Annotated in this window: 23 protein-coding genes; 7 read left to right on the forward strand and 16 right to left on the reverse strand. The window is 69.0% G+C overall.

The features are described from left to right. Positions 1 to 10: 10 nt before the first annotated feature. The 7 genes from ACEQX1_RS06535 to ACEQX1_RS06565 form a co-directional block, all read right to left on the reverse strand. Positions 11 to 994 carry a TAXI family TRAP transporter solute-binding subunit gene (locus tag ACEQX1_RS06535; protein ID WP_370196636.1) on the reverse strand — a complete coding sequence of 328 codons (984 nt, stop codon included), beginning with the start codon at positions 992 to 994 and terminating at the stop codon, positions 11 to 13. A 110-nt stretch (positions 995 to 1,104) separates the two neighbouring features. After that, on the reverse strand, positions 1,105 to 2,151 hold the full coding sequence (locus ACEQX1_RS06540) for an aldo/keto reductase (protein ID WP_370195951.1): 1,047 nt from the start codon (positions 2,149 to 2,151) through the stop codon (positions 1,105 to 1,107). 96 nt (positions 2,152 to 2,247) lie between these two features. Continuing rightward, complete coding sequence (recJ, locus tag ACEQX1_RS06545) at positions 2,248 to 4,041, reverse strand: single-stranded-DNA-specific exonuclease RecJ (RefSeq protein WP_370195950.1); 1,794 nt, start codon at positions 4,039 to 4,041, stop codon at positions 2,248 to 2,250. 54 nt (positions 4,042 to 4,095) lie between these two features. Next, positions 4,096 to 5,085, reverse strand: a complete 990-nt coding sequence (glpX, locus tag ACEQX1_RS06550) for a class II fructose-bisphosphatase (protein WP_187391485.1) — start codon at positions 5,083 to 5,085, stop codon at positions 4,096 to 4,098. 150 nt (positions 5,086 to 5,235) lie between these two features. Further along, a complete protein-coding gene (locus tag ACEQX1_RS06555; RefSeq protein WP_370193141.1) occupies positions 5,236 to 6,540 on the reverse strand; it encodes a homoserine dehydrogenase in 1,305 nt (434 codons plus the stop codon). A gap of 40 nt (positions 6,541 to 6,580) precedes the next feature. Further along, on the reverse strand, positions 6,581 to 7,798 hold the full coding sequence (locus ACEQX1_RS06560) for an LL-diaminopimelate aminotransferase (protein ID WP_277025159.1): 1,218 nt from the start codon (positions 7,796 to 7,798) through the stop codon (positions 6,581 to 6,583). 88 nt (positions 7,799 to 7,886) lie between these two features. Further along, on the reverse strand, positions 7,887 to 8,339 hold the full coding sequence (locus ACEQX1_RS06565; RefSeq protein ID WP_188077354.1) for a hypothetical protein: 453 nt from the start codon (positions 8,337 to 8,339) through the stop codon (positions 7,887 to 7,889). Between the two features lie 161 nt (positions 8,340 to 8,500). Here ACEQX1_RS06565 and phaC point away from each other — a divergent pair, with 161 nt between their 5' ends. The 4 genes from phaC to radC all read left to right on the forward strand — a co-directional run bounded on the left by phaC (position 8,501) and on the right by radC (position 12,817). Continuing rightward, positions 8,501 to 10,342, forward strand: coding sequence for a class I poly(R)-hydroxyalkanoic acid synthase (gene phaC / locus ACEQX1_RS06570; RefSeq protein ID WP_370193145.1), 1,842 nt, complete (start codon positions 8,501 to 8,503; stop codon positions 10,340 to 10,342). Positions 10,343 to 10,459: 117 nt separating this feature from the next. Beyond that, on the forward strand, positions 10,460 to 11,182 hold the full coding sequence (gene sfsA, locus ACEQX1_RS06575) for a DNA/RNA nuclease SfsA (protein WP_370193147.1): 723 nt from the start codon (positions 10,460 to 10,462) through the stop codon (positions 11,180 to 11,182). Continuing rightward, entirely contained in the window at positions 11,179 to 12,033 is an 855-nt protein-coding gene (gene map / locus ACEQX1_RS06580; RefSeq protein ID WP_024348573.1) for a type I methionyl aminopeptidase, read from the forward strand. The genes sfsA and map overlap by 4 nt, the downstream gene beginning before the upstream one ends. A 10-nt stretch (positions 12,034 to 12,043) precedes the next feature. Continuing rightward, on the forward strand, positions 12,044 to 12,817 hold the full coding sequence (radC, locus tag ACEQX1_RS06585) for a DNA repair protein RadC (RefSeq protein ID WP_370193150.1): 774 nt from the start codon (positions 12,044 to 12,046) through the stop codon (positions 12,815 to 12,817). A 63-nt stretch (positions 12,818 to 12,880) separates the two neighbouring features. Here the strand turns inward: radC and ACEQX1_RS06590 are convergent, their stop codons facing one another. The 9 genes from ACEQX1_RS06590 to ACEQX1_RS06630 form a co-directional block, all read right to left on the reverse strand. Next, positions 12,881 to 13,162 (reverse strand): usg protein, encoded by a 282-nt coding sequence (locus ACEQX1_RS06590; RefSeq protein WP_051141474.1) that lies wholly within the window; start codon positions 13,160 to 13,162, stop codon positions 12,881 to 12,883. A gap of 148 nt (positions 13,163 to 13,310) precedes the next feature. Continuing rightward, complete coding sequence (locus ACEQX1_RS06595) at positions 13,311 to 14,039, reverse strand: SDR family NAD(P)-dependent oxidoreductase (protein WP_370193152.1); 729 nt, start codon at positions 14,037 to 14,039, stop codon at positions 13,311 to 13,313. A 95-nt stretch (positions 14,040 to 14,134) separates the two neighbouring features. Next, positions 14,135 to 14,755, reverse strand: coding sequence for an NTP transferase domain-containing protein (locus ACEQX1_RS06600; protein ID WP_370193154.1), 621 nt, complete (start codon positions 14,753 to 14,755; stop codon positions 14,135 to 14,137). Next, positions 14,745 to 15,782, reverse strand: a complete 1,038-nt coding sequence (locus ACEQX1_RS06605) for a molybdopterin-binding protein (protein ID WP_370193156.1) — start codon at positions 15,780 to 15,782, stop codon at positions 14,745 to 14,747. Before ACEQX1_RS06605 ends, ACEQX1_RS06600 begins: the two co-directional genes overlap by 11 nt. Further along, complete coding sequence (locus ACEQX1_RS06610; protein ID WP_370193158.1) at positions 15,779 to 16,495, reverse strand: XdhC family protein; 717 nt, start codon at positions 16,493 to 16,495, stop codon at positions 15,779 to 15,781. The genes ACEQX1_RS06605 and ACEQX1_RS06610 overlap by 4 nt, the downstream gene beginning before the upstream one ends. Further along, on the reverse strand, positions 16,495 to 16,818 hold the full coding sequence (locus tag ACEQX1_RS06615) for an XdhC family protein (protein ID WP_370193160.1): 324 nt from the start codon (positions 16,816 to 16,818) through the stop codon (positions 16,495 to 16,497). The genes ACEQX1_RS06610 and ACEQX1_RS06615 overlap by 1 nt, the downstream gene beginning before the upstream one ends. A gap of 41 nt (positions 16,819 to 16,859) precedes the next feature. Further along, complete coding sequence (locus ACEQX1_RS06620; RefSeq protein ID WP_370193162.1) at positions 16,860 to 18,128, reverse strand: VWA domain-containing protein; 1,269 nt, start codon at positions 18,126 to 18,128, stop codon at positions 16,860 to 16,862. Positions 18,129 to 18,132: 4 nt separating this feature from the next. Further along, positions 18,133 to 19,050 carry a MoxR family ATPase gene (locus ACEQX1_RS06625; RefSeq protein ID WP_187391496.1) on the reverse strand — a complete coding sequence of 306 codons (918 nt, stop codon included), beginning with the start codon at positions 19,048 to 19,050 and terminating at the stop codon, positions 18,133 to 18,135. A gap of 46 nt (positions 19,051 to 19,096) precedes the next feature. Further along, entirely contained in the window at positions 19,097 to 19,591 is a 495-nt protein-coding gene (locus ACEQX1_RS06630; RefSeq protein ID WP_338083199.1) for a flavin reductase, read from the reverse strand. Positions 19,592 to 19,776: 185 nt separating this feature from the next. Between ACEQX1_RS06630 and ACEQX1_RS06635 the strand changes: the two genes are divergently transcribed. The 3 genes from ACEQX1_RS06635 to ACEQX1_RS06645 are packed head-to-tail and all read left to right on the forward strand — an operon-like array spanning position 19,777 to position 22,712. After that, entirely contained in the window at positions 19,777 to 20,916 is a 1,140-nt protein-coding gene (locus ACEQX1_RS06635; RefSeq protein ID WP_370193164.1) for an ABC transporter substrate-binding protein, read from the forward strand. Between the two features lie 4 nt (positions 20,917 to 20,920). Further along, complete coding sequence (locus ACEQX1_RS06640; protein ID WP_370193174.1) at positions 20,921 to 21,934, forward strand: P1 family peptidase; 1,014 nt, start codon at positions 20,921 to 20,923, stop codon at positions 21,932 to 21,934. Between the two features lie 34 nt (positions 21,935 to 21,968). Further along, positions 21,969 to 22,712: a DUF2259 domain-containing protein gene (locus ACEQX1_RS06645; protein WP_370193166.1), complete on the forward strand. Its 744-nt coding sequence runs from the start codon at positions 21,969 to 21,971 to the stop codon at positions 22,710 to 22,712. The last annotated feature ends 42 nt before the right edge of the window (positions 22,713 to 22,754 follow it).

The following is a 22,754-nucleotide window of genomic DNA, read 5'->3' on the forward strand; positions in this document are numbered from 1 at the left end:
CCCGGTCGTCTCAGCGCAGATCGTCGGGCAGATCGACCCCGGCTTCCTCGTAGTAGCGCGCCGCGCCCGGATGCAGCTTGACGCCGCTGCCTTCCAGGAGCTCCGGCGTGACCGCGTTCCACCAGCGGGCGCTCTCTCCCATTGCCGCCTTCTCGTCCCAGAAGGTCTTGGTCAGGAGGTAGGCGGTCTCCTCGCTCGTGGCGGTGGTGGTGAAAGCGACGACCGGCAGCGAGGTGGTGACGGTGTCCTCGTCGATACCGGCATAGGTGCCGGCCGGGATCACCTGCCGCGTGCGGCCGGTCTCGGCCACCTGCTCGTCGGTCAGCGTGATCAGGCTCACCGGCGTGCTGGCCGAGGCCTCGATGACGTTCGGCGCCGGGAACGAGCCGGCGGTGACGAAACCGTCGATCTGGCCGTTCTTCAGCGCGTCCGAGGCGTTGCCGAGCTCGGCGTCGGCGACCGTCACCTTGTCGGCGAGGCCAAAGAGCTCGAGATATTTCTCGCCCTCGGTGGCACCGAAGGAGCCCTTGCCGAGAAGGATGGTCTTGCCGGCCATGTCCTCCAGCGCGCGCGCATCGGCGTCGCCGCGCATGACGAAATGCATGGTCAGCGACGGGATCGGGAAGAGCGAGCGGATCTCGGCAAAGCGCGGGTTCTGGCGCTCGGCGAAGGGACCGGTGCCGGCCGCGGCCGCCGAGACGAGGCCCGGAGGCGCGGTGAAGACGTAATTGCCGGCGCGGGCCGCCGCTTCCATCACGTTCTGGACCGAGCCCTGGCTTTCCTCGACCGTGACGATCACCTCGCCATCGGTGCCGCCCTTGACCGCATTCGCGAGCTCGACACCCATCTGGTAGTAGGAGGTGCCGCTCTTGGCGGATTTGTAGGAGATCCGCTCCTCGGCGGCACCCGGTGCCGCATGGAGCCCCGCGACCAGTACGGCCGCAGCGGCTGCGAACGTCTTCAGACCATTTCCGTGCATCGTCATTCCTCCCATCTTCGTTCCGCCGGTGCCGGCGGGTGTCCCGGTCGACGCTGTCGGCAGCGCCGGCCTTTCTGTCAAGTGCGGCCGCCCCTTGAGGCAAGGCACGGCGGCCGCATAAAGGGTCACATCGGGATCGGATGCTTGCGATGCAGCGCGTCGATCTCGGCCAGAACATCCTCGCTGAGCGTCACGTCCGCCGCGGCGATGTTGTTGCGCAGCTGGTCCATGTCGGTCGCGCCGATGATCGCCGCCGTCATGAACGGCCGGGTCAGGCAGAAGGCGATCGCCATCTGGCAGACATCGAGGCCGTGCTTCTTCGCGATGGCGCCGTAGGCGTCGGCGATGACCGCGTTCTGCGGCGTGTAGCGGCCGCCGAGCGCGTTGTCGTTGACCGCGAGCCGCGCGCCCTCCGGGCTGGCGCCGCCGCTGTACTTGCCGGTCAGGAGGCCGGCGGCGAGCGGCGAATAGGCCAGCAGGCCGACATTCTCGTTGACCGACAGCTCGGCGAGATCGAGGTCGAACAGCCGGTGCATCAGGCTGTATTCGTTCTGGATCGAGGCGACCCGCGGCAGGCCCCGCGCCTCGGCGATCTGCAGGAATTTCTGCGTGCCCCAGCAGGTCTCGTTGGACAGGCCCACATGGCCGATCTTGCCGGCCTTCACCAGTTCGTCCAGCGCTTCCAGCACCTCGATCATATTGGCCTCGACAGCGGCGGGGTCCTGGCCGCTCGGATCGTAGGTCCAGGACTGGCGGAAATGGTAGGAGCCGCGGTTCGGCCAGTGCAGCTGGTAGAGGTCGACGCGGTCGGTCTGCAGCCGCTTCAGGCTGGCCTCCGCCGCCGCCCGGACGCTGGCGCCGGTGATCGGCTCGCCGCCGCGCACCTTGGCGTTGCCCTGGCCGGTGATCTTGCTGGCGAGGACCACGTCGTCACGCTTGCCGGACGCGGCGAACCACGTTCCGATGATCTCCTCGGTCCGGCCGACCGTCTCGGCGGTCATCGGCGTCGTCGGATACATTTCGGCGGCGTCGAAGAAATTGACGCCGGCCTCCACCGCGTAGTCCATCTGCTGATGGCCCTCGGCTTCGCTGTTCTGGCTTCCCCAGGTCATGGTGCCGAGACAGATCTCGCTGACGCTCAGGCCGGTCCGGCCGAGTGGACGGTACTTCATGCGTGTCCTCGCTGATGGGGAATCGTTCGGGCCGGACCCTAGCCAATTCTCCCCCCGGCACAAGCAAACGGCAGGGTTGCAGGGGTGACGGCGAGTTCAGTCGAAGGCTTCGGCGAGGTCGAGCAGCCGGAAGCGGACTTCCTCGCGCCCCCGGTACCGGTCCAGCGACAGCGTGCCGACGGCGTGGATCGGCCGGTCGCGGGAATTGAGCAGCCTCTGGCCGATTTCGGTGTCCGCGGTCTTGAAGGCGATGGCCGAGACGCGGGCCCCGTCGGCACCGCGCAAAGTCGCCCGCACATGGCCATTGCCGACGATCGAGGAGGAATCGATCCGGTGCCGGGCGAGCGCGAAGATCGGCGAGGCATGGCCCGAGCCGAAGGGTCCGGCCCGCATGATCGTCGCATAGAGCTCCGGCGTCAGCCCGGCGGCGCTGACCGTGCCGTCGACCTTGAGGGAATCGCCCTCGCGCAACGCGCTCACGGCCGCTGCGGCGCGTTCCTCCAGGAATCCGCGGAAATCGCCGAGCCGGTCCTTCTGGATGGTCACACCGGCCGCCATCGCATGGCCGCCGCCCTTGACCAGCAGCCCTTCGGTCACGGCCTCGCGCACCAGCCTGCCAAGATCGAACCCGCCGATCGAGCGGCCCGATCCGGTGCCACGGCCCGACCCGTCGAAGGCGATGGCGAAGGCTGGGCGGCGATAACGCTCTTTGAGGCGCGCCGAGATCAGCCCGACAATGCCCGGATGCCAGTCGTTCGAGCCGACAACCAGCACGGCCGGGCCCTCCCCCGAGCCGATCTCGGCGGCGACTTCGGCATCGGCCTCGGCCAGCATGGTCTGCTCCATCGCCTGGCGCTCCTCGTTGAGAGCGCTCAGGCGCGCGGCGATCTCGTCGCAGGCCGCGTCGTCGTCGAGGCAGAGCAGCCGGCTGCCGAGGGCGGCGTCGCCGATCCGGCCGCCGGCATTGATCCGCGGTCCCAGCATGAAGCCGAAATGATGGGTCTCCATCGGCCCGGACAGGCGCGAGACCCGGCCGAGCGCGGCCAGCCCGCCATTGCGCTGGGCATGGGCGACCTTCAGTCCCTGCACCACGAAGGCGCGGTTGAGCCCGACCAGCGGGACCACGTCGCAGACCGTCGCCAGCGCCACGAGGTCGAGCAGGCCGAAGACGTCCGGCAGCTTCGACTGGGCCATGCCCCGCCGGCGCAACTCGCGCGACACCGCCACCAGCGTCATGAACACGACGCCGGCCGCGCACAGATGCCCCAGCCCCGAGAGGTCGTCCTGCCGGTTCGGATTGACCAGCACATTGGCGTCGGGAAGCTCGGGCCCGGTCTGGTGATGGTCGAGGACGACCACGTCGACGCCCTCGGCGCGCGCCGCCTCGATCGCCTCGAAGCTGCCCGTGCCGCAGTCGACGGTGACGATCAGCGTGGCGCCGTCGGCCGCGAGTTCGCGCATCGCCGCAGGGTTCGGACCGTAACCCTCGGTGATCCGGTCGGGAATGCGGATCGCCGCGTCGATGCCGAAATGCTTGAGGTAACGCCAGAGCAGCGCCGAGGAGGCCGCGCCGTCGACGTCATAGTCGCCGAAGATCGCCACGGTCTCGCGCCGGCCGATGGCGTCCGCCAGGCGTTCGGCGGCCGCGTCCATGTCGGTGAGGCGCGAGGGATCGGGCATCAGGTCGCGGATGCGCGGATCGAGGAAGCCGGTCGCGTCCGCCTCGGCGATGCCGCGCGCCGCCAGCACCCGGCTGACGATGTCCGGCAGGCCCAGCGACTGCGCCATCTTCAGGGCGGTGCCTTCGGCCCGCTCGTCGAGCGCGTTCAGCCAGCGGCGACCGCCGATCGAGCGATCGACGTCGAGAAATGTGCGCAGGGGTGCGGCCATGGATGCTGTTGTGGCGATGGCGGCGGGGCGGCGCAAGGCCGTCCCCGCGACTGCTCACAGATGAAACTTGGACTTGTCGTGGTGATAGGCGCGCATCTCACGCACGGTGCGCGAGCGCGAGCGCATCAGCAGCGTGTGGGTGACGATGCGGTCGTTGTAGAAGCGCACGCCGTCGAGGAGATTGCCGTCGGTCACGCCGGTGGCGGCAAAGATCACGTCGCCGGAGGCCATCTCATGGGTCGAGTAGATCCGGTACGGATCGGAGATGCCCATCTTCTCGGCGCGGGCGCGCTTGTCGTTGGTGTTGAGCTGCAGGCGGCCCTGGATCTGGCCGCCGGTGCAGCGCAGCGCCGCAGCGGCCAGCACGCCCTCGGGTGCGCCGCCAATGCCCATATAGATGTCGATGCCGGTCTGCTCGGGATCTGTGGTGTGGATGACGCCGGCAATGTCGCCGTCGCCGATCAGGCGGATGGCGGCGCCGGCCTCGCGCACCGCCTCGATCAGCGGCGCATGGCGCGGCCGGTCCAGGATGCAGGCGGTGATCTCGGAGACCGCGACGCCCTTGGCCCTCGCCAGCGCCTGCAGATTGACCTCGGGCGGCTGGGCCAGATCGACCACGCCCTCCGGATAACCCGGCCCGACGGCGATCTTCTCCATGTAGACGTCCGGCGCGTTCAGGAGGCTGCCGCGCCCGGTCATGGCGATGACGGCCAGCGAGTTGGGCAGGTTCTTGGCGCAGACCGTGCGGCCCTCGAGCGGATCCAGCGCGACGTCCACCGAGGGCCCCTCGCCGGTGCCGACCTGTTCGCCGATGAACAGCATCGGGGCCTCGTCGCGCTCGCCTTCGCCGATGACGATGACGCCCTCGATGGCCAGCGTGTTGAGCTCCGAACGCATGGCGTCGACGGCGGCCTGGTCGGCGGCCTTCTCGTCGCCGCGCCCGCGCAGATGCGCCGCCGCGACGGCGGCTCGCTCGGTGACCCGCGCGATTTCGAGCGTCAGAATCCGGTCCAGCGTGCCGGTCTCGTCAGGTGCCCTGGTCATCGCGCGTCTCTCCCTCGTCGCGTCCCCGCCGCCCGAATCCTGTCAGTGCCGGGCGTGCAGGCCTGATATGCGCCGGATGTGCGAAAGCACAATGTCACCGGTCACCGTGCCGGAGAAGCCGCCTCCCGGGCCCTCCGGCGAATGAAGCGCTCAGTCGAGCGCCTCGATGCGGATCATCTTCGGCTCGCCGGACAGATGCCCGTCCTTGGACACCATCTCCAGCGCCTTGCGAACGGCCGCCTCGGTGGTCTCGTGGGTGACCAGCACGACCGGCGCGATCGACGCGTCGGCGGTCTCGTCGCGCCGCCGCTGGACGATCGATTCCAGCGAGATCTTGCTCTCGGCCATGCGCCGCGCGATCGAGGCGAAGGCGCCGACCCGGTCGAGCACCGACAGGCGAATGTAGTAGCCGCCCTCATGGGCGCGCATGCGGGCCCGCTTGTAGGGTGCCAGATTGGCCGCCGGCATGCCGAGCGTCGGCCGCAGGGTGCCGCCGGCGACGTCCATGACGTCCGACAGCACCGCCGAGGCGGTCGCCTCGCCGCCGGCACCCGGGCCGGCCAGAAGGATCGAGCCGAGCAAGTCGCTGTCGACCGCCACCGCATTGGTCACGCCGTCGACCCGCGCCAGGGCGGAATCGGCCGGGATCATCGCCGGATGGACGCGCTGCTCGATGCCGGTATCGGTGCGCATGGCGACGGCAAGCAGCTTGATGCGGTAGCCGAGCTCGGCCGCGGCGGCGATGTCGTCGTTGGTCACCGTCTCGATGCCCTCGATGAACACCGATTCCAGGTCGAGCTCGCAGCCGAAGGCGAGCGAGGTCAGGATCGCCAGCTTGTGGGCCGCGTCGAAGCCGCCGATGTCGAAGGTCGGGTCGGCTTCCGCATAGCCGAGCCGCTGGGCATCGGCGAGGCATGCGTCGAAGGCGATCCCCTCCTTCTCCATGCGGGTCAGCATGTAGTTGCAGGTGCCGTTGAGGATGCCGTAGACGCGGCTGACATCGTTGCCGACCAGCGCCTCGCGCATGGTCTTGACGATCGGGATGCCGCCGGCGACCGCCGCCTCGAACAGGATCTCGGTCTTCTTGCGGGCCGCCAGCCGCGCCAGGGTCACGCCGTGATGGGCGAGCAGCGCCTTGTTGGCGGTCACCACCGGCAGGCCGCGGTTCAGGGCCGCCTTCACCGAATCCAGTGCCGGGCCTTCCGACCCGCCGATCAGCTCGACGAAGACGTCGATGTCGGCTTCCGCCGCCAGCTTCACCGGATCGTCGAACCAGGCGAGGCCGGAAGTGTCGAAGCCGCGGTCGCGGCTGCGGTCGCGGGCGCAGACGGCGGTGGTGCGGATCGCACGACCGGCCTTGTTGGCCAGTGGCTCGGCCCTGGTCTCGATCAGCCGGGCAAGGCTCGCGCCGACCGTTCCAAGCCCGGCAATGCCGAGCCGCAATGGGCTGTTCATGACGTCCCTGTCGATGTTTGCGTCGAAATAGCCGGCGAGGTCAGGAGCCGGCGCCGATGGGTTCGACCTTCTGCCCGGCTTCGGCGCCGGTGGCAAGAAAGCGCTTGATGTTGCGGGCCGCCTGGCGAATGCGATGCTCGTTCTCGACCAGCGCGATGCGCACATGGCTGTCGCCGTGCTCGCCGAAGCCGATGCCCGGCGCGACGGCCACATCCGCCTTCTCGATCAGCAGCTTGGAGAATTCCAAGGAGCCCATGTGGCGGTAGGCTTCGGGCAGCGGCGCCCAGGCGAACATGGTCGAGGACGGCGACGGCACGTTCCAGCCGGCGCGGCCGAACGAATCGACCAGCACGTCGCGGCGGCGGCGATAGATGGTGCGCACCTCCTCGATCGCCTCGTCGCCGGCGTTCAGCGCCGCGGTCGCCGCGACCTGGATCGGCGTGAAGGCGCCGTAATCGAGATAGGACTTCACCCGCGCCAGCGCCGCCAGCAGCCGCTCGTTGCCGACAGCAAAGCCCATCCGCCAGCCCGGCATGGAGAACGTCTTCGACATGGAGGTGAACTCCACCGCCACGTCCATCGCGCCCTCCACCTCGAGGATCGAGGGCGGCGGCGAGCCGTCGAAGAAGATCTCGGCATAGGCCAGATCCGACAGGACGACGATCTCGTGCTTGCGCGCGAAGGCGACGATCTCGCGATAGAAGTCGAGATCGGCCTCGAAGGCGGTCGGATTGGCCGGGTAGTTGAGGATGATGGCGATCGGCTTGGGGATCGAGTAGCGCACCGCCCGGTCGATGGCGACGAGGAAGTCGTCGTCCGGCTTGGCCGGGATCGCGCGGATCGTGCCACCCGACATGATGAAGCCGAAGGCATGGATCGGATAGGTCGGGTTCGGGCATAGCACCACGTCGCCGGGCGCGGTGATGGCCTGCGCCATGTTGGCGAAGCCTTCCTTCGAGCCGAGCGTCGCCACCACCTGGGTGTTGGGGTTCAGCGTCACGCCGAAGCGGCGGGCGTAATAGGCCGCCTGCGCCTTGCGCAGCCCGGCGATGCCCTTGGAGGCCGAATAGCGGTGGGTGCGCGGATCGCGGATCGCCTCGCACATCTTGTCGACGATGAATTTCGGCGTCGGCAGGTCGGGATTGCCCATGCCCAGATCGACGATGTCGGCCCCGCCGGCGCGGGCCGCCGCCTTCAGACGGTTGACCTCCTCGAAGACGTAAGGCGGAAGCCGGCGGATCTTGTGAAATTCTTCCATGATATTCGGTCCTCGGCGCAATGCCGGTCGGGGATTGGGCCGGTCGTCGGGTGGGCCGGTCGCGGAAATTTAGTCGGCGAAAGGCCTGTTACTGCCCGGCCTCGATCTGGCGCAAGACTTCCTCGGGCGTCGGCCCGGTGCGCGCCGGCCGCTTGCCGGCGGCATCGCGCGGCGTCGGCTCGGTGGCCAGCACCGCTTCCATCTCCGCGGCCTGCTGTTGGCGCACCGACTGGGCGCGCTGGATCTTGCCGTCGAAGCCGCTCGGCTGCGCCGCCGCGCTGGCATGCTGGCCGGCGGTGGCGGCGAGCCGGGCCTGCTCGGCCTGCACCTCGGCGTCGGTCAGCTGCTCGGCGGCGCGGCCCGGATAGGCGCCGAGCAGCGGATAACCGTCCGCGTCGGTCCGCTGCGAACTCGGCACGTCCGGCGAGGCGGCGAGGCGCAGGGCGCCGACGGACGTGTTCTCCGACTGACAGGCGGCGGCCGGCAATAGCGCCAGCACGATCGCGAACGGACGGATAACGGAAAGCGGAAGCATAGCCATCAGGCCTTCTTGAAACAGCGTCACACCTCATATCCTAGAGGTCGGGCTTTGACAAAAGCTTGGGTGCCCGATTGTGGCGGGAGCCGATCCTCGACACAATGGCCGGGCACCTCGGGCCAGACTGGGAACCAGCACGCCCGCACCGCATGGGAGGATGCCGCATGACGACGACCAAGCAGCCGAACGACGCCGGGCCGCAAAACGGCGCCGGTCCCGACCCGGACTTCGTCGTCAAGGATCCGGAGGCCTTCGCGCGCAACATGGCGCATGTGCTGGAAGAGGTCGGCAAGGCAGCCTCGGCCTGGGTGGGCCCGCGCGAACGCGGCGAGATCGTCGAGGACAATCCGGTGTCGCTGGGCGAGATCGTCCAGACCCTGTCGAAGGTGTCCGAATACTGGCTGACCGACCCGACCCGGGCGGTGGAAGCCCAGACCGCGCTCTTTTCCAACTACATGAATGTCTGGAACAACTCGATCCGGCGCATGGCCGGCGAGGCGCCGGTCAATCCGGTCGAGACGCCCAAGGGCGACAAGCGCTTTGCCGACAAGCAGTGGAGCGAGCACCTGTTCTTCGACTTCGTGAAGCAGGTCTACATCCTGACGACACGCTGGGCCGACGATCTCCTGGAGCGCACCGAGGGCCTCGATCCGCATACGCGCCACAAGGCGGAATTCTATCTCAGGCAGGTGAGCAACGCCCTGTCGCCGTCGAATTTCGTCCTGACCAATCCCGAGCTCTACCGCGAGACCGTCGCCTCCAACGGCGAGAACCTGGTGCGCGGCATGAAGATGTTCGCCGAGGACATGCAGGCCGGCGGCGGCACCCTGCGCCTGCGCCAGTCCGACGCCTCGACCTTCAAGGTCGGCCGCGACATGGCGCTGACCCCCGGCAAGGTGGTCGCCCAGAACGACGTGTGCCAGATCATCCAGTACGCGCCGCAGACCGAAACCGTGTTCAAGCGGCCGCTGCTGATCGTGCCGCCCTGGATCAACAAGTTCTACATTCTCGACCTGAAGCCGGAGAAATCCTTCATCAACTGGCTGGTCGGCCAGGGTCACACGGTGTTCGTCATCTCCTGGGTCAATCCCGACGACCGGCAGGCGATGAAGGACTGGCAGGCCTATATCGAGGAAGGCATCGTCTTCGGCCTCGACACGGTCGAGGCGGCCACCAATCAGAAAGAGGTCAACACGATCGGCTATTGCGTCGGCGGCACGCTCCTCGGCGCCTCCCTCGCCTATCTGAAGGCGACCGGCGACACACGGATCGCCTCGACCACCTTTCTGACCACCCAGATCGACTTCACCCATGCCGGCGACCTGAAGGTCTTCGTCGACGAACCGCAGCTCCAGTCGCTGGAGCGGGCGATGGAGAAGAAGGGCTATCTGGAAGGCTCGCAGATGGCGACGGCCTTCAACCTCCTGCGTTCGGGCGATCTGATCTGGCCCTATTTCGTCAACAACTACCTGCGCGGCAAGGAGCCGCTGCCCTTCGACCTGCTCTACTGGAACGCCGATTCCACCCGCATGCCGAAGGCGAACCATCTGTTCTACCTGCGCAATTGCTATCTGGAGAACCGGCTGTCGCGCGGCGAGATGGAGATCGGCGGCCACCGGCTGGACCTCTCGCAGGTCGATATCCCGATCTACAATCTGGCGACCAAGGAAGACCACATCGCCCCGGCGCGCAGCGTCTTCACCGGCTGCCGGGCCTTCGGCTCGAACGTCACCTATGTCCTGTCCGGCTCGGGCCACATCGCCGGCGTCGTCAATCCGCCCGAGAAGAACAAGTACCAGTACTGGACGGGCCCTGCCCCCACGGAGGTCGACACATACGAGGACTGGCTGCTGGCGGCGAAGGAGACGCCCGGCTCCTGGTGGCCGCACTGGCAGGAATGGATCGCGCCCCTGTCCGGCACCAAGGTCAAGGCGCGCAAGCCCGGCGGCCGCAAGCTGAAGCCGATCGAGGACGCGCCCGGCAGCTACGTGCAGATCAAGGCCTGAGCTGGCGATCCCAGCCGGGCGCGACGCGCGGCGTCCTTCGTCGTCGCCGTCGTCGTCAATGGCCCCGAACCGGCGCGCCGCATTGACGCCGGCCGACCACCGCCGCTATCGGCAGCCATGGTCAGCTTCCCCTCCCCGCTCATCCCGGCGCGCCTCGTCCTGCGCTACAAGCGCTTCCTCGCCGATGTGGTGATCGACGGCGAGAGCGAGCCTGTCACCGTCCACTGCCCGAATCCCGGCGCGATGATGGGGCTGAAGGCGGAGGGCTCGCGGGTCTGGCTGTCGCGCTCGGCCAATCTGAAGCGCAAGCTGCCGCTGACCCTCGAGATCGTCGAGGCCGACGGCACGCTGGTCGGCATCAACACCGCCCTGCCGAACCGTCTTGCCGAAGAGGCCATCGCCGCCGGACTTGTGCCGCCGCTGGCCGGTTTCGGCGCGGCCCGCCGCGAGGTGAACTACGGTCGCCGGTCGCGCGTCGACCTGCTTTACCAGGCGCCGGACGGCCAGCCGATCTATGTCGAGGTCAAGAACGTCCACCTGATGCGCCGGCCGGGGCTGGCCGAATTTCCCGACTGCGTGACCACCCGCGGGGCCCGCCATCTCGACGAACTCGGCGATCGCGTGGCGGCCGGCGACCGGGCGATGATGCTCTATGTCGTCCAGCGCGGCGACTGCGACCGGGTGGCCTTTGCCGCCGATCTCGACCCGGCCTATGCCGCGGCATTCGCCCTCGCCCGCGAACGAGGGGTTGAAGCCCATGCCGTTCGGTGCGACATCAATCTGTCAGATATCCGACCCACGACCATCCTTCCGATCGTCGACAGCGCGCGCCAGCCATGACCACCTATCTCGAAGCCGAAGCGAATCCGACCCGCAACACGGGGGCGATCCGTCTCTATGACGAAGCGGCCTTCGCCGGCATGCGCAAGGCCTGCCAGCTCACCGCCCGCTGCCTCGACGGGCTGGCCGGCATCGTCGAGCCGGGCGTGACGACGGATGCGATCGATCGCTACGTGATGGAGTTCGGCCTCGCCAACGACGCGGTGCCCGCGACCCTGAACTATCGCGGCTACACCAAGAGCGTCTGCACCTCGATCAACCACGTGGTCTGCCACGGCATTCCCAACGACAAGGCGCTGAAGGAAGGCGACATCGTCAATATCGACGTCACCTTCATCGTCGATGGCTGGCATGGCGATTCCTCGCGCATGTATCCGGTCGGCCGTGTCAAGCGCGCCGCCGAACGGCTGTGCGACGTGACCTACCGCTCGCTGATGATCGGCATCGAGGCGGTGCGGCCAGGCGGCCATATCGGCGACATCGGCGAGGCGATCCAGACCTATGCCGAATCCGAGCGCTGCTCGGTGGTCCGCGACTTCTGCGGCCATGGCGTCGGCAAGCTGTTCCACGACGCGCCGAACATCCTGCATTACGGCCGCCGCGGCGAAGGCGCCGAGATACGCCCCGGCATGATCTTCACCATCGAACCGATGATCAATATCGGCCGCCCGCATGTGAAGATCCTCTCCGACGGCTGGACCGCCGTGACCCGCGACCGATCGCTGTCCGCCCAGTACGAGCACACGGTCGGCGTCACGGAAACCGGCTGCGAGGTGTTCACCCTGTCGCCGGGTGGCTTCGACACGCCGGGCCTGACGGTCGAGCCGCTGACCGCCGCCGCGGCCAGCTAGTTCCGGCACGATGACCGCCGCGGCCTCCGACGACGAACCGGGTTTCACCGGTCTTCAGGAGGCCGGCGCGCCATCGGGCGGACGCTCCCGCAAATCCCGGGATCCGGCGAAGACCGACCATCATCTCGGCCACCGCGACCGGTTGCGCGCCCGCTTCACGGAGGCCGGCGCCGATGCCCTCGCCGATTACGAACTCCTCGAACTCGTCCTCTTCCGCACCATTCCGCGCCGCGACGTCAAGCCGATCGCCAAGGCGCTGATCGCTCGCTTCGGCTCGCTGGGCGAGGTGCTGAACGCCCCGCCGCGGCGGCTGACCGAGGTGCCGGGCGTCAAGGAGAGCGTTGCCCGCGACATCGCCATCGTCGCCGCGATCAACCAGCGGGCCATGCGCTCGGCCGTCAGGCAGCGCGAGGTATTGTCGTCCTGGTCGGCGGTGCTCGACTATTGCAAGGCCGCCATGGCCTACGAGACCCGCGAGCAGTTCCGCATCCTGTTCCTCGACAAGAAGAACGCCCTGATCGCCGACGAGGTGCAGGGCACCGGCACGGTCGACCACACGCCGGTCTATACCCGCGAGGTGGTCAAGCGCGGGCTGGAACTGTCGGCCACCGCCATCATCCTCGTCCACAACCACCCGTCGGGCGACCCGACCCCGTCGCGGGCCGACATCGAGATGACCCGCACCATCATCGACACGGCAAAGCCCCTCGGCATCGCCGTCCACGACCACATCATCATCGGCAAGAACGGCCATGCCAGCCTGAAGGGCCTGCGCCTGATCTGAGGATGAGAGACACCGGCCCGCCGCAGCCTCGTCCGGCAGCGGCGATGCCAGGCGCGCTTTCGCTCAGTGCAGGTGACCGCCATCCTTGACCAGCCGGATCTCGCGCGGCCGGATCAGGCCGGCATGCATGACCCGGACCGAGTGGATCGCCGCCTCGATCTCGCGGTCCCAATGGTCAAGGAAGCGCTTCAGGCGTGGATAGCTCGGGGCCATGTCCTCGAACTGCCAGGAAAAGCTCTGCAGGAAATCCGGATGGTCCGGCATCCGGTAAAGCACTTCGGCGGTCGTCAGGCCGAAGCCCTTCAGCATGTTCTCGAACTGGGGATCGACGTTGCGGGTGTGCATCGGCAAGCTCCTTGGCTGTGCCGGCCGGCATGAACCGGCACTTGGATGCTCTGCCCCTATGGTTAACGCTTCGTTAAAGCCTGGCAAGCCGATCGCGCATCCGTGACGCAGACCGAACCCGGCACCGGGCTCCCCGCCCCTGCCCCGGTCAGCCGCGCGCGACGCGCAGGGTCGAACGCCCGCCGTCGATGCCGATGACCTGCCCGGTGATCCAGGACCCGGCATCGGTGAGCAGGATCTCGCCCATCGCCGCGATGTCGTCGGGCCGGCCAAGACGCGGCAGCGGGTGCATCTTCGCCACCGCCTCGGCCATCTTCTCGTTGGATGCGACGCGCTTGCCGAGCGGGCTGTCGACCAGCGACGGCGCAATGGCATTGACCCGGATCTGCGGCGCGAACTCGGCGGCGAGCGAGCGGGTCAGCCCGACGACGGCGCCCTTGGCCATGGCGATCGAGGCATGGGCGGCAAAACCCTGATCCACCGCGACGGTGGAGAACAGGAGGACGCTCGCCCCGTCCCGCGCCTTCTGCAATGCCGGCAGTGACGCCTGAATCGCTTTCGCAGCACCCAGCGCGTTCAGGTTGAAATCATTAAGAAAGTCCTCGCCCTTCAACCTGGCGAAGGGCTTCAGATTGATCGTCCCGACCGCATAGACCAGCCGGTCGAGGATTTCCCCCGCCGCCTCGGCCGCGGTGGCGATGGCGTTGTCGTCGGTCACGTCGCAGGTCACTGTCTGCGCCCCGATCTCGCCGGCCAGCGCCTGCAGTTCCTCGTCGTTGCGGCCGGCAAGGACAAGGTCGTGACCGGCCGTCGCCAGGCGCCGGGCGATGGCTTCGCCGATACCGCCATTGCCGCCGTAGATGAGATATCTGCCCATGATCGTGCCGGCCTTCCCTGATTGCGTCGAGACCGGCAGATGCCGCCGCGGGCCGAACGATCAACTGCGACGCGATGGCGCGCCGAGGCGGCATGTCAGCCGGAGGCGATCGCCCCGCCCGCCGCGCGCATAGCCTCCGGCGTATCGACATCGACGCTGGCCGCCGCGCCGATCTCCACCGTGACCAGCGCGTCCGGATGCGCCGCGATCACCGATTGCGCGCCGACATCGCCGGCAATCGCCGCGATCTCGTCGGCGAAGCCAGCGGAGAGAAGCACCGGGTTGCGCCGCCTGCCACCATCCGAGGCGGCGACGATCGCGCCCTTGCCCACAGGCGCGAACGCGGCGATCAGCCGGTCGAGATCGGCGGGCCTGAGTTGCGGCTGGTCGGCGAGCATGACGAGCACGCCGTCCGCCCCCGCTTCGACGGAAGCGGCAAAGCCTGCCTTCAGCGAGGTGGACAGGCCGTCGGCATAGGCGGGGTTCTCGATGAGCGACACGTCGAGCCCGGCCAGCGCCGCGCCGATCTCTGCGCGCATATGGCCGACGACGATGCGAACATGGCGAGCGCCGGATGCGAGCGCGGTCTCGGCCGAGCGGCGCACCAGCGGCACCCCGTCGAAGGTGGCGAGCAGCTTGTTCGGCCCGCCCATGCGGCTGGACCGGCCCGCGGCGAGGATCACCACGTCGACGACCGGCCGGGCATCATCCGGCATCTGCTGGGCCTCGCGTCTCGCTTTCCTTCGGCAGCGCCTCGCGCGGCTGCGGACGCGAGGCGATCTCCATCAGGAGCCCACCGACGCCCATGCGGCGGATGTCCTCGCCCGACACCGCAAGATCGGCCAGCAGGCGATTCAAAACCCAGTCGAATCCGTTTTCCTTGGGGCTGCGGGCACAGCCCGGCGCGCCCAGCACCGGACGCCCCTCCAGCCGGCCGAGCAGCAGGAGATTGCCGGGATCGACCGGCATGCCGAGATGGTCGACAGCGCCGCCGGCCGCCACGATCGCCGCCGGGATCACATCGCCGGCGTCGATCACCGCCGAGGCGCCGAAGACCAGCGTGATGTCGGCGGGCCCGAGCCCTTCGAGCGCGTCCTTCAGCGCCGCCGTGTCGTGGGCGCAGCGGATCTCCTCGCCGATGATCGAGCCGGAGAGCGCCAGCCGCGCCTCCGTCGCTCGCCGCGTCTTGTCGAGAACGCTCGGTTTGACGCCCGGCAGTTCGGTCTGGATCAGCGCCACGCGCCGCGCCGCGAAAGGCGCCAGCCGGAAGGCCGCCCTGTCCGCGACGAGCCGCACCGCCCTGTCGACGGCCGCGCCGGGGACGGCGAGCGGAATGATCTTCACCGTCGCCACCATCTGGCCGGCGCCGACCGGGGCATGTTCGGCAAGTGTCGCCAGCGTGATGCCCGGGTCGATGGCGTTCAGCGCATCGACGACGCCGCGATCCGGCAGGAACAGCCCGGCGGGCTCGGCGAAGAGATTGACCCGCCCGGTGGCGGCCGCTCCCGCCCGCACGCCGGCGCCGGCCAGTGCCGCGCCGATCGCGGCGGCGGCCTCGTCCTCGGTCAGGTCGCCCGGCTCCAGCCGCGCCGCGACCACCGTCGCGATCCCGGCCTCGCGCAGCCGCGCGACATCGTCGGCCGACAGCCGCGTGCCCTTCTTCAGCCGGTTGCGGTCGAGCGCCTTGGAATGGGCGAGGATCGCGCCCTCGGCATCGGCAAGAGCGACCTCCCCGAAGATCATGCGGCCTCGGTCTCGCCCCGGCGATCGGCGAACATCTTGCGCTTGCGGAAGGCCTCGACGACCGAGGCCATGATGGCGACGGCGATCTCGCCCGGCGTGGCGGCGCCGATATCGGCACCGATCGGCGCCTCGATCCGGTCGATCTGATGCGGCGCGATGCCGGCCTCCACCAGCCGGTCGACGCGTTTGGCATGGGTCTTCCGGCTGCCCAGTGCGCCGATATAGAAGCAGCCGGCCTTCAGCGCCGCGATCACCGGATAATCGTCGATCTTCGGATCGTGGGTGATCACGCAGACCGCCGTATAGGCATCGAGCGGACGATCCTTGAGCACGTCCTCCGGCCATTCGGCATGGAGGGCGATGTCGGGAAAGCGCTCCGGCGTGGCGAAGGCGGTGCGCGGATCGATGATCTCGATATCGTAGCCGGCCAGCCGCGCGATCGGCGCCAGCGCCTGGCTGATATGGACGGCGCCGATCACCACGAGGTGGGCCGGCGGCAGATGGGCGTTCAAAAACGCCTCGCCGTCGCCGGTCTGGACGATCCCCGACTTGCCGGAGCGGATCACCCGGCCGATCTCTTCGGCCAGCGGATCGGCCGCCACCTCGGCCTCGCGCACCAGCCGCTGGGTGCCGGTGGCGAGCTCGGTGACGACGACCGCGGCGCGCCGGGCCTCGCGCTCGGCATTGAGTGCGGAAAGAAGCGCCCGGTCCATCAGTTCACCCGTTCGACATAGACCCGGATCCGGCCGCCGCAGGACAACCCGACGCGCCAGGCGGTCTCGTCGGCGACGCCGAATTCCAGCATGCGGGGCGCGCCGGCCTCGATCACGTCCACGGCCTCGGCGACCACCGCCCCCTCGACGCAGCCGCCGGAGACCGAGCCCTCGAAATTGCCCTCGGCATCGATCACCAGATGGCTGCCGGTCGAACGCGGCGCCGAGCCCCAGGTCTCCACGACGGTGGCCAGCGCGAGGCTGCGCCCCTCGCCCGCCCAGGCTTCCGCGGTCTTCAGGACGTCGAATTCTGGTTGGCTCATCTTGCGTCTTCCTTCAAGCATCCTGCCGGTCGGCCTGCGGCTCAGGCCGCCGCGGCTGCGCGATCGGCCGCCGCGATCCAGCGGCGCGGATCGGTATTGCGGTCGCCGCCCTCCGACAAGGCCGCGCAAAGCGCGCTCATCGCCTCCAGCGAGTGTACCGCGCGGAACTCGTCGACATGCGGCAGCATGGCCCGCACGCCCTTCGCCCGGGCCGAGAAACCGTCGAACCGCAGCAGCGGGTTCAACCATATCAGCCGCCGGCTGGATTTATGCAGCCGCTCCATCTGTTGCGAGAGGTCGTCGACACTGTCGCGTTCCAGCCCGTCGGTGATCAGGATCGTCACCGCGCCCTGCGTCAGCACCCGGCGCGACCAGACCCGGTTGAACTCGGCCAGCGCCTCGCCGATCCGCGTACCGCCGGACCAGTCGCGCACCACGCCGGCGCAATCGGCCAGCGCCTCGTCGGGATCCTTGTGGCGCATCTGGCGGGTCACGTTGGTCAGCCGCGTGCCGAACAGGAAGGTGTGCACGCCCCGCCGCTGCTCGGTCAGGGCATGCAGGAAATGCAGGAAGATCCGGCTGTACTGGCTCATCGAGCCGGAGATGTCGGCCAGAACCACCAGCGGCGGATGCACTTCGCGCGGCGAGCGGAACTTCGGCAGGACGAGATCGCCGCCGGTGCGCATCGACGCACGCATCATCGCCCGCGGATCGATCTTGGCGCCGCGCGGATCGCTGCGGAAGCGCCGCGTACGCACCCGGTCCCGCGGCAGCCGCAGGGCGGCGATCGCCCGCTTGGCCTCCTCGACCTCGGCGACGCTCATCTGGGCGAAATCCTTCTGGCGCAGCACCTCGTTGCCCGAGACGGTGAGGCTCGCGTCTATCTCGATCTCCGGCTTTTCCTGCTTCGTCACCCGCTCCCTGGCGCCCTCGAACATCGCCTCGGCGGCACGATCCTCGCCGGCGCGCTTCTTCTCGGGCTTGGAGGGCCGCGGCGGCGCGGTGGGCGAGAACATCGCGATCATCTTCTCGATGAGTTCGCGCGAGCGCCAGAACAGCCGGAACGCCTCGTTGAAGACGGCGTCGTCCTCGTGCCGGGAGACCAGCACGGCATGCAGGGTCCAGTAGAAATCGTCGCGCGAGGAGAGGCCCGCCGCCTTCACCGCCGCGATGGCGTCCAGTGTGGCCGACGGACCGAGCTTCAGCCCCGCCTTGCGCAGCGCGCGGGCGAAATAAGCGATATTGTCGGCCAGCCGGCCCTCGGGGTCGGCAATTGCCGGCGCGCCATCCTCCGGGTCCGCATTCGCCATGGCGTCAGGACGCCTTCGCCAGTTCGCGCTTCACCTCGGTCAGGATCTCGCGGCTTTCGCCCCGCTCCATGCGCTGGATGTCGTCCTGGTATTTCAGCAGCACCCCGAGCGTGTCGGAGACATGGGCCGGATCGAGGGCGATGGCGTTCAGTTCGGTGAGGGCATTGGCCCAGTCGATCGTCTCGGCGACGCCCGGCGCCTTGAACAGGTCGATACCACGCAGCCGCTGGACGAAGGCGACGAGTTCGGCCGACAGCTCGGCATTGGCGCGAGGTGCCTTGCGGCGCACGATGTCAAGCTCGCGGTCCGAGGCCGGATAATCGACCCAGTGATAAAGGCAGCGGCGCTTCAGCGCGTCGTGGATCTCGCGGGTGCGGTTGGTGGTGATGATGACGATTGGCGGCTCGGCGGCGCGGATGGTGCCGAGCTCGGGGATGGTCACCTGGTTGTCGGACAGGATTTCCAAGAGGAACGCCTCGAAGGCCTCGTCGGTCCGATCGAGCTCGTCGATCAGCAGCACCGGCGCGCGGCCGGGCTCGCCCTCCAGCGCCTGCAGGATCGGCCGGCGGATCAGGAAGCGTTCGGAGAAGATCTCCGAGCGCATGGCGTCGCGGGAAATGTCGCCCGAGGCCTCGCGCATGCGGATCTCGATCATCTGCGCGGCGTAGTTCCACTCGTAGAGCGCCGAGGAGACGTCGAGCCCCTCGTAGCACTGCAGCCGGATCAGCGGCCGGTCGAGCGCGGCGGCCAGCACCTTGGCGATCTCGGTCTTGCCAACGCCCGCCTCGCCTTCCAGGAACAGCGGCCGGCCCATCTTCAGCGCGAGGAACAGCACCGTCGCCAGCGCCCGGTCCGCCACGTAGTTCTGGCTGTCGAGCAGCTGTTCGGTCTCGTCGATGGATGCCGGCAATGAATGTGTCACGTCGCTTCCTTCACGCAGATGGCGTCGTCGGCCGGCTCGCGGCCGCTCAGAGGTGGCGGTAGGCCCGGTCGAGATAGACCAGCGACGCCGCCCTTGGATTGGTGCGAACCGCCACGACCTCGCCGATCAGCACACGGTGGGTGGCGACGACGCTCGCCTCGATCAGCCGGCAGTCGAAGCTTGCCAGCGCCGATGTGAGGACGGGCGCGCCGGTCTGCAGCGTGTCCCACTCGGCCTTGGCGAACCGCTCTTCGGGCGCCAGCTGGCCTTCGCCGGCAAAGGCCCGGGCCACAGGCTCGTCGGCGGCGGCGACCAGATTGACGGCGAAATTGCCATTGGCCTCGAAGCGGTCGTTCTCCGGGCTCGACATGTTGAGGCACACCAGGAGCGTTGCCGGCGAATCGGAGACCGAGCAGGCGGAAGAGACCGTCAGGCCCCGCTGGCCGGCCGGCCCGTCGGTGGTCACCAGATGTACCGCCGCCGCAAAGCGGCTCATCGCGTCGCGGAAGCTGTCGCGGTCGATTGTCGAAGTCGTCAGCAAACCATCGTCCATACATTGCGGGACCGAATCCCGGAGCTTTGCGGGTAAACATAGGGCGCGCGGATCGGTTTCGCACGGGGGCGCGCCGCATTCCCGCCGGCAACGCACTGTCCTTTGCGGTGTGCGCGCCCGCCTGCCGGCGAAAGCCGTTTCCGCTCGACCGCCCGCTGCTGTAGGCTTGTCCCATGACCATGCTGCAGTTCCGTCCCGGCCCCTTCGGCCCCGCCGCCCTCCTCGCCATCCTGACTGTTGCCGGCCTCTGGTCCGCGTCCCCGGCGACCGCCCAGACGGCCGATGACACGACCGCAGGGACGCCGGTCCTTCTCGGCGTCGCCGCGCCGCTGAGCGACAGCCAGGCGATTCTCGGCACCCAGCTCGTCGCCGGTGCGCGGGCCGCCGCCGGCACGACTGGCCAGGGCGCCGGCATCGAGATCGTCGAGGCCGACACGAAATGCTCGACCGAGGGCGGGCGGCAGGCCGCCGAGACCTTCGTCGCGATGAATGCGAGCGCCGTGGTGGGCTTTCTCTGCGCCGAGGCGATCGAGGCGGCGCTGCCGGTGCTGACCGAGGCCGGCATTCCGGTGATCGATGTCGGCGTGCGCGCAAACCGCCTGACCGACCGGCGCGAGCGCACCGGCCATCTCGTCTGGCGCATCGCGCCGCGCTCCGACGCCGAGGCCGCGGCGATCGCCAGGACCCTGACCGATCGCTGGGCGGGCGAGCCGCTGGGCCTGATCGACGACGGCTCCATCGCCGCGCGCGGCCTTGCGGACACGGTGCGCCGACTCCTCGGCGACCGCGGCATCGAACCCCAGAGCGTCGACAATTACCGCCCGGCCGAGGAGAAGCAGTTCGGCCTCGTGCGCCGGCTGGAACGAACCGGCATCAGCCGCTTTTTCATCGCCGGCAACCGGCCGGACGTGGCGATCATCATCCGCGACGCAGCCGCCAACGGCCTGGCGCTGCAGGTGATCGGCGGCGAGGAACTGCTCGACGAGACCAGCCTCGACGCGCCGCTGCCCGAGGGCGTCATCGCCGTCGCACCGCGCACCAGCTTCCCCGAGCTGGCATCCGCCGACGAGGCGAATGCGGACCTGCCGCCGCAGGGTTATTTCGGCCCGGCCTTCGCCGCGACCGAGATCGCCGTGACGGCCGCCCGCCGCGCCGCCGAGGCTGGCCGCCCCCTGCCCGACATCCTCAGCGCCGACAGCTTCCCGACGCGTCTCGGCGAGATCGGCTTCGATGCCAAGGGCGATTCCGACCTCGATCTCTACCGGGTGTTCGAATGGCGCGGCGGCCGCTTCGCCGAAACCGGCGGGAGCTGAGACCCTGTCCGGCGTCTGGCGTCCGGGACCACGCAACAGCCTCGCCGATATCGCGGGCGTGCGCGTCGGCCATGGCGGTGACGCGGCCCTCAAGAGCGGCACGACGGCGGTGCTGTTCGACCGGCCGGCGGTCGCCTCCGTCGCCGTTCACGGCGGCGCACCGGGGACCCGCGAGACCGATCTTCTCGCGCCCGAAAACACCGTTGCCGGCATTGACGCGCTGGTGCTGTCGGGCGGTTCCGCCTTCGGCCTCGATGCCGCCTCGGGGGTGCAGGCCTTCCTGCGGGAGGCCGGCCGCGGCTTTGCCGTCGGCGATGTGCGCGTACCCATCGTGCCGGCGGCGATCCTGTTAGACCTCGCCAATGGCGGCGACAAGCGCGCCGGCTGGGACCGCTATCCGCCCTATCGCGATTTCGGCTATGCCGCAGCCAGCAGCGCGTCCGCCGACTTCGCCATCGGCACCGCCGGCGTTGGCATCGGCTGCACCACCGCGACCTTCAAGGGCGGCCTCGGCACCGCCTCGACGCTCCTGCCGAGCGGCATCGTCGTCGCGGCACTCGTCGCGGTCAACGCGGTCGGCTCCCCCACCATCGGCACCGGCCGGCATTTCTGGGCAGCCCCCTTCGAGATGGCGGACGAGTTCGGCGGGCTCGGCCTGCCCATGCCCCTGCCGGCGTATGCGGCCACGGTTCGCACCAAGCTCGACCCGCGCCCTGGCAGCAACACCACGATCGGGATCGTGGTCACCGACGCCGTGCTCGACAAGGCCGCGGCCAAACGCCTGGCGATCGCCGGGCAGGACGGCTTCGCGAGAGCAATCTGGCCCGCCCATACCGATTTCGACGGCGACCTGGTCTTTGCCGCCGCCACCGGCACCAGCGGCATCGCGCCGGCCCCTATCGATCGGATGGAGCTCGCCGCCGCGGCCGCAGCGACCATGGCGCGCGCCATCGCCCGGGGCGTATCGGCGGCCCGTGCGACAGCGTATGATCGGCTGCCGGTCTGGTCGACGGCCTAGGCGGACCGGACACAACGACATCGGGAGAGACCACATGCCGACGCGGTTCACGACGGGTCTTTTCCGCTGGCTGGTCCTGGCGGCCCTCGCCCTTGGCCCGACAATGGCGAAGGCCGGCGATTTCGCGAGCCTCGAATCCTTCGGCTTCTCGTCCGACGGCCAGGTCTACGCCTTCGGCCAGTCGGGCATCCATGACGGATCGGGCTTTCCCTATGCCGAGATCTTCTTCCTGGACCTCGCCGATGACCGGTTCATCGTCCCCTCGCCCATCCGCGTGCGGCTGGACGACGAGAACGCGACCCTCGACATGGCGCGCGAGGAGGCCCGCAGCCGGGCCGCGCCGCTGTTCGCCGAGCACGATCCCCGGCCCGATGCAGGCCTGCTCGTCTTCGCGAAGCCGGCGACCGAACTGTCGGACGATCCGCACCGGGCGCAGTTCCTGCCCCGCGCCATCGCCCCCTCGCCGGATCGTCCCGTCGAGTTGCGGATCGAGACGCTGTCCCTCGCCGGTCCGAGCCATTGCGGCGATTTCGGCGAGACGGCCGGCTACCGGCTGGTGCGGATCGCCGCCGAGCCCGGCGCCACGGCGCGCCTCGTCCATGAGGATACGAGCATTCCCCAGAGCCGCGGCTGCCCGCTCGACTACAGCGTTGCCGAAGTGCGGGTGCTCGAGCGCCCCGACGGCAGCTTCGCCGCGGTCGCCATCATCGCCGTCGAACAGGTCGGCTTCGAAGGCCCGGACCTGCGCTACATCGCCAATCCCGTACCGATGGACTGAACACCGAGTCCGTTGAGGCGATTCGAAACGTCTGGTAGACGG

Source organism: Aurantimonas sp. (assembly GCF_964217435.1).
Classification (GTDB): domain Bacteria; phylum Pseudomonadota; class Alphaproteobacteria; order Rhizobiales; family Rhizobiaceae; genus Aurantimonas; species Aurantimonas coralicida.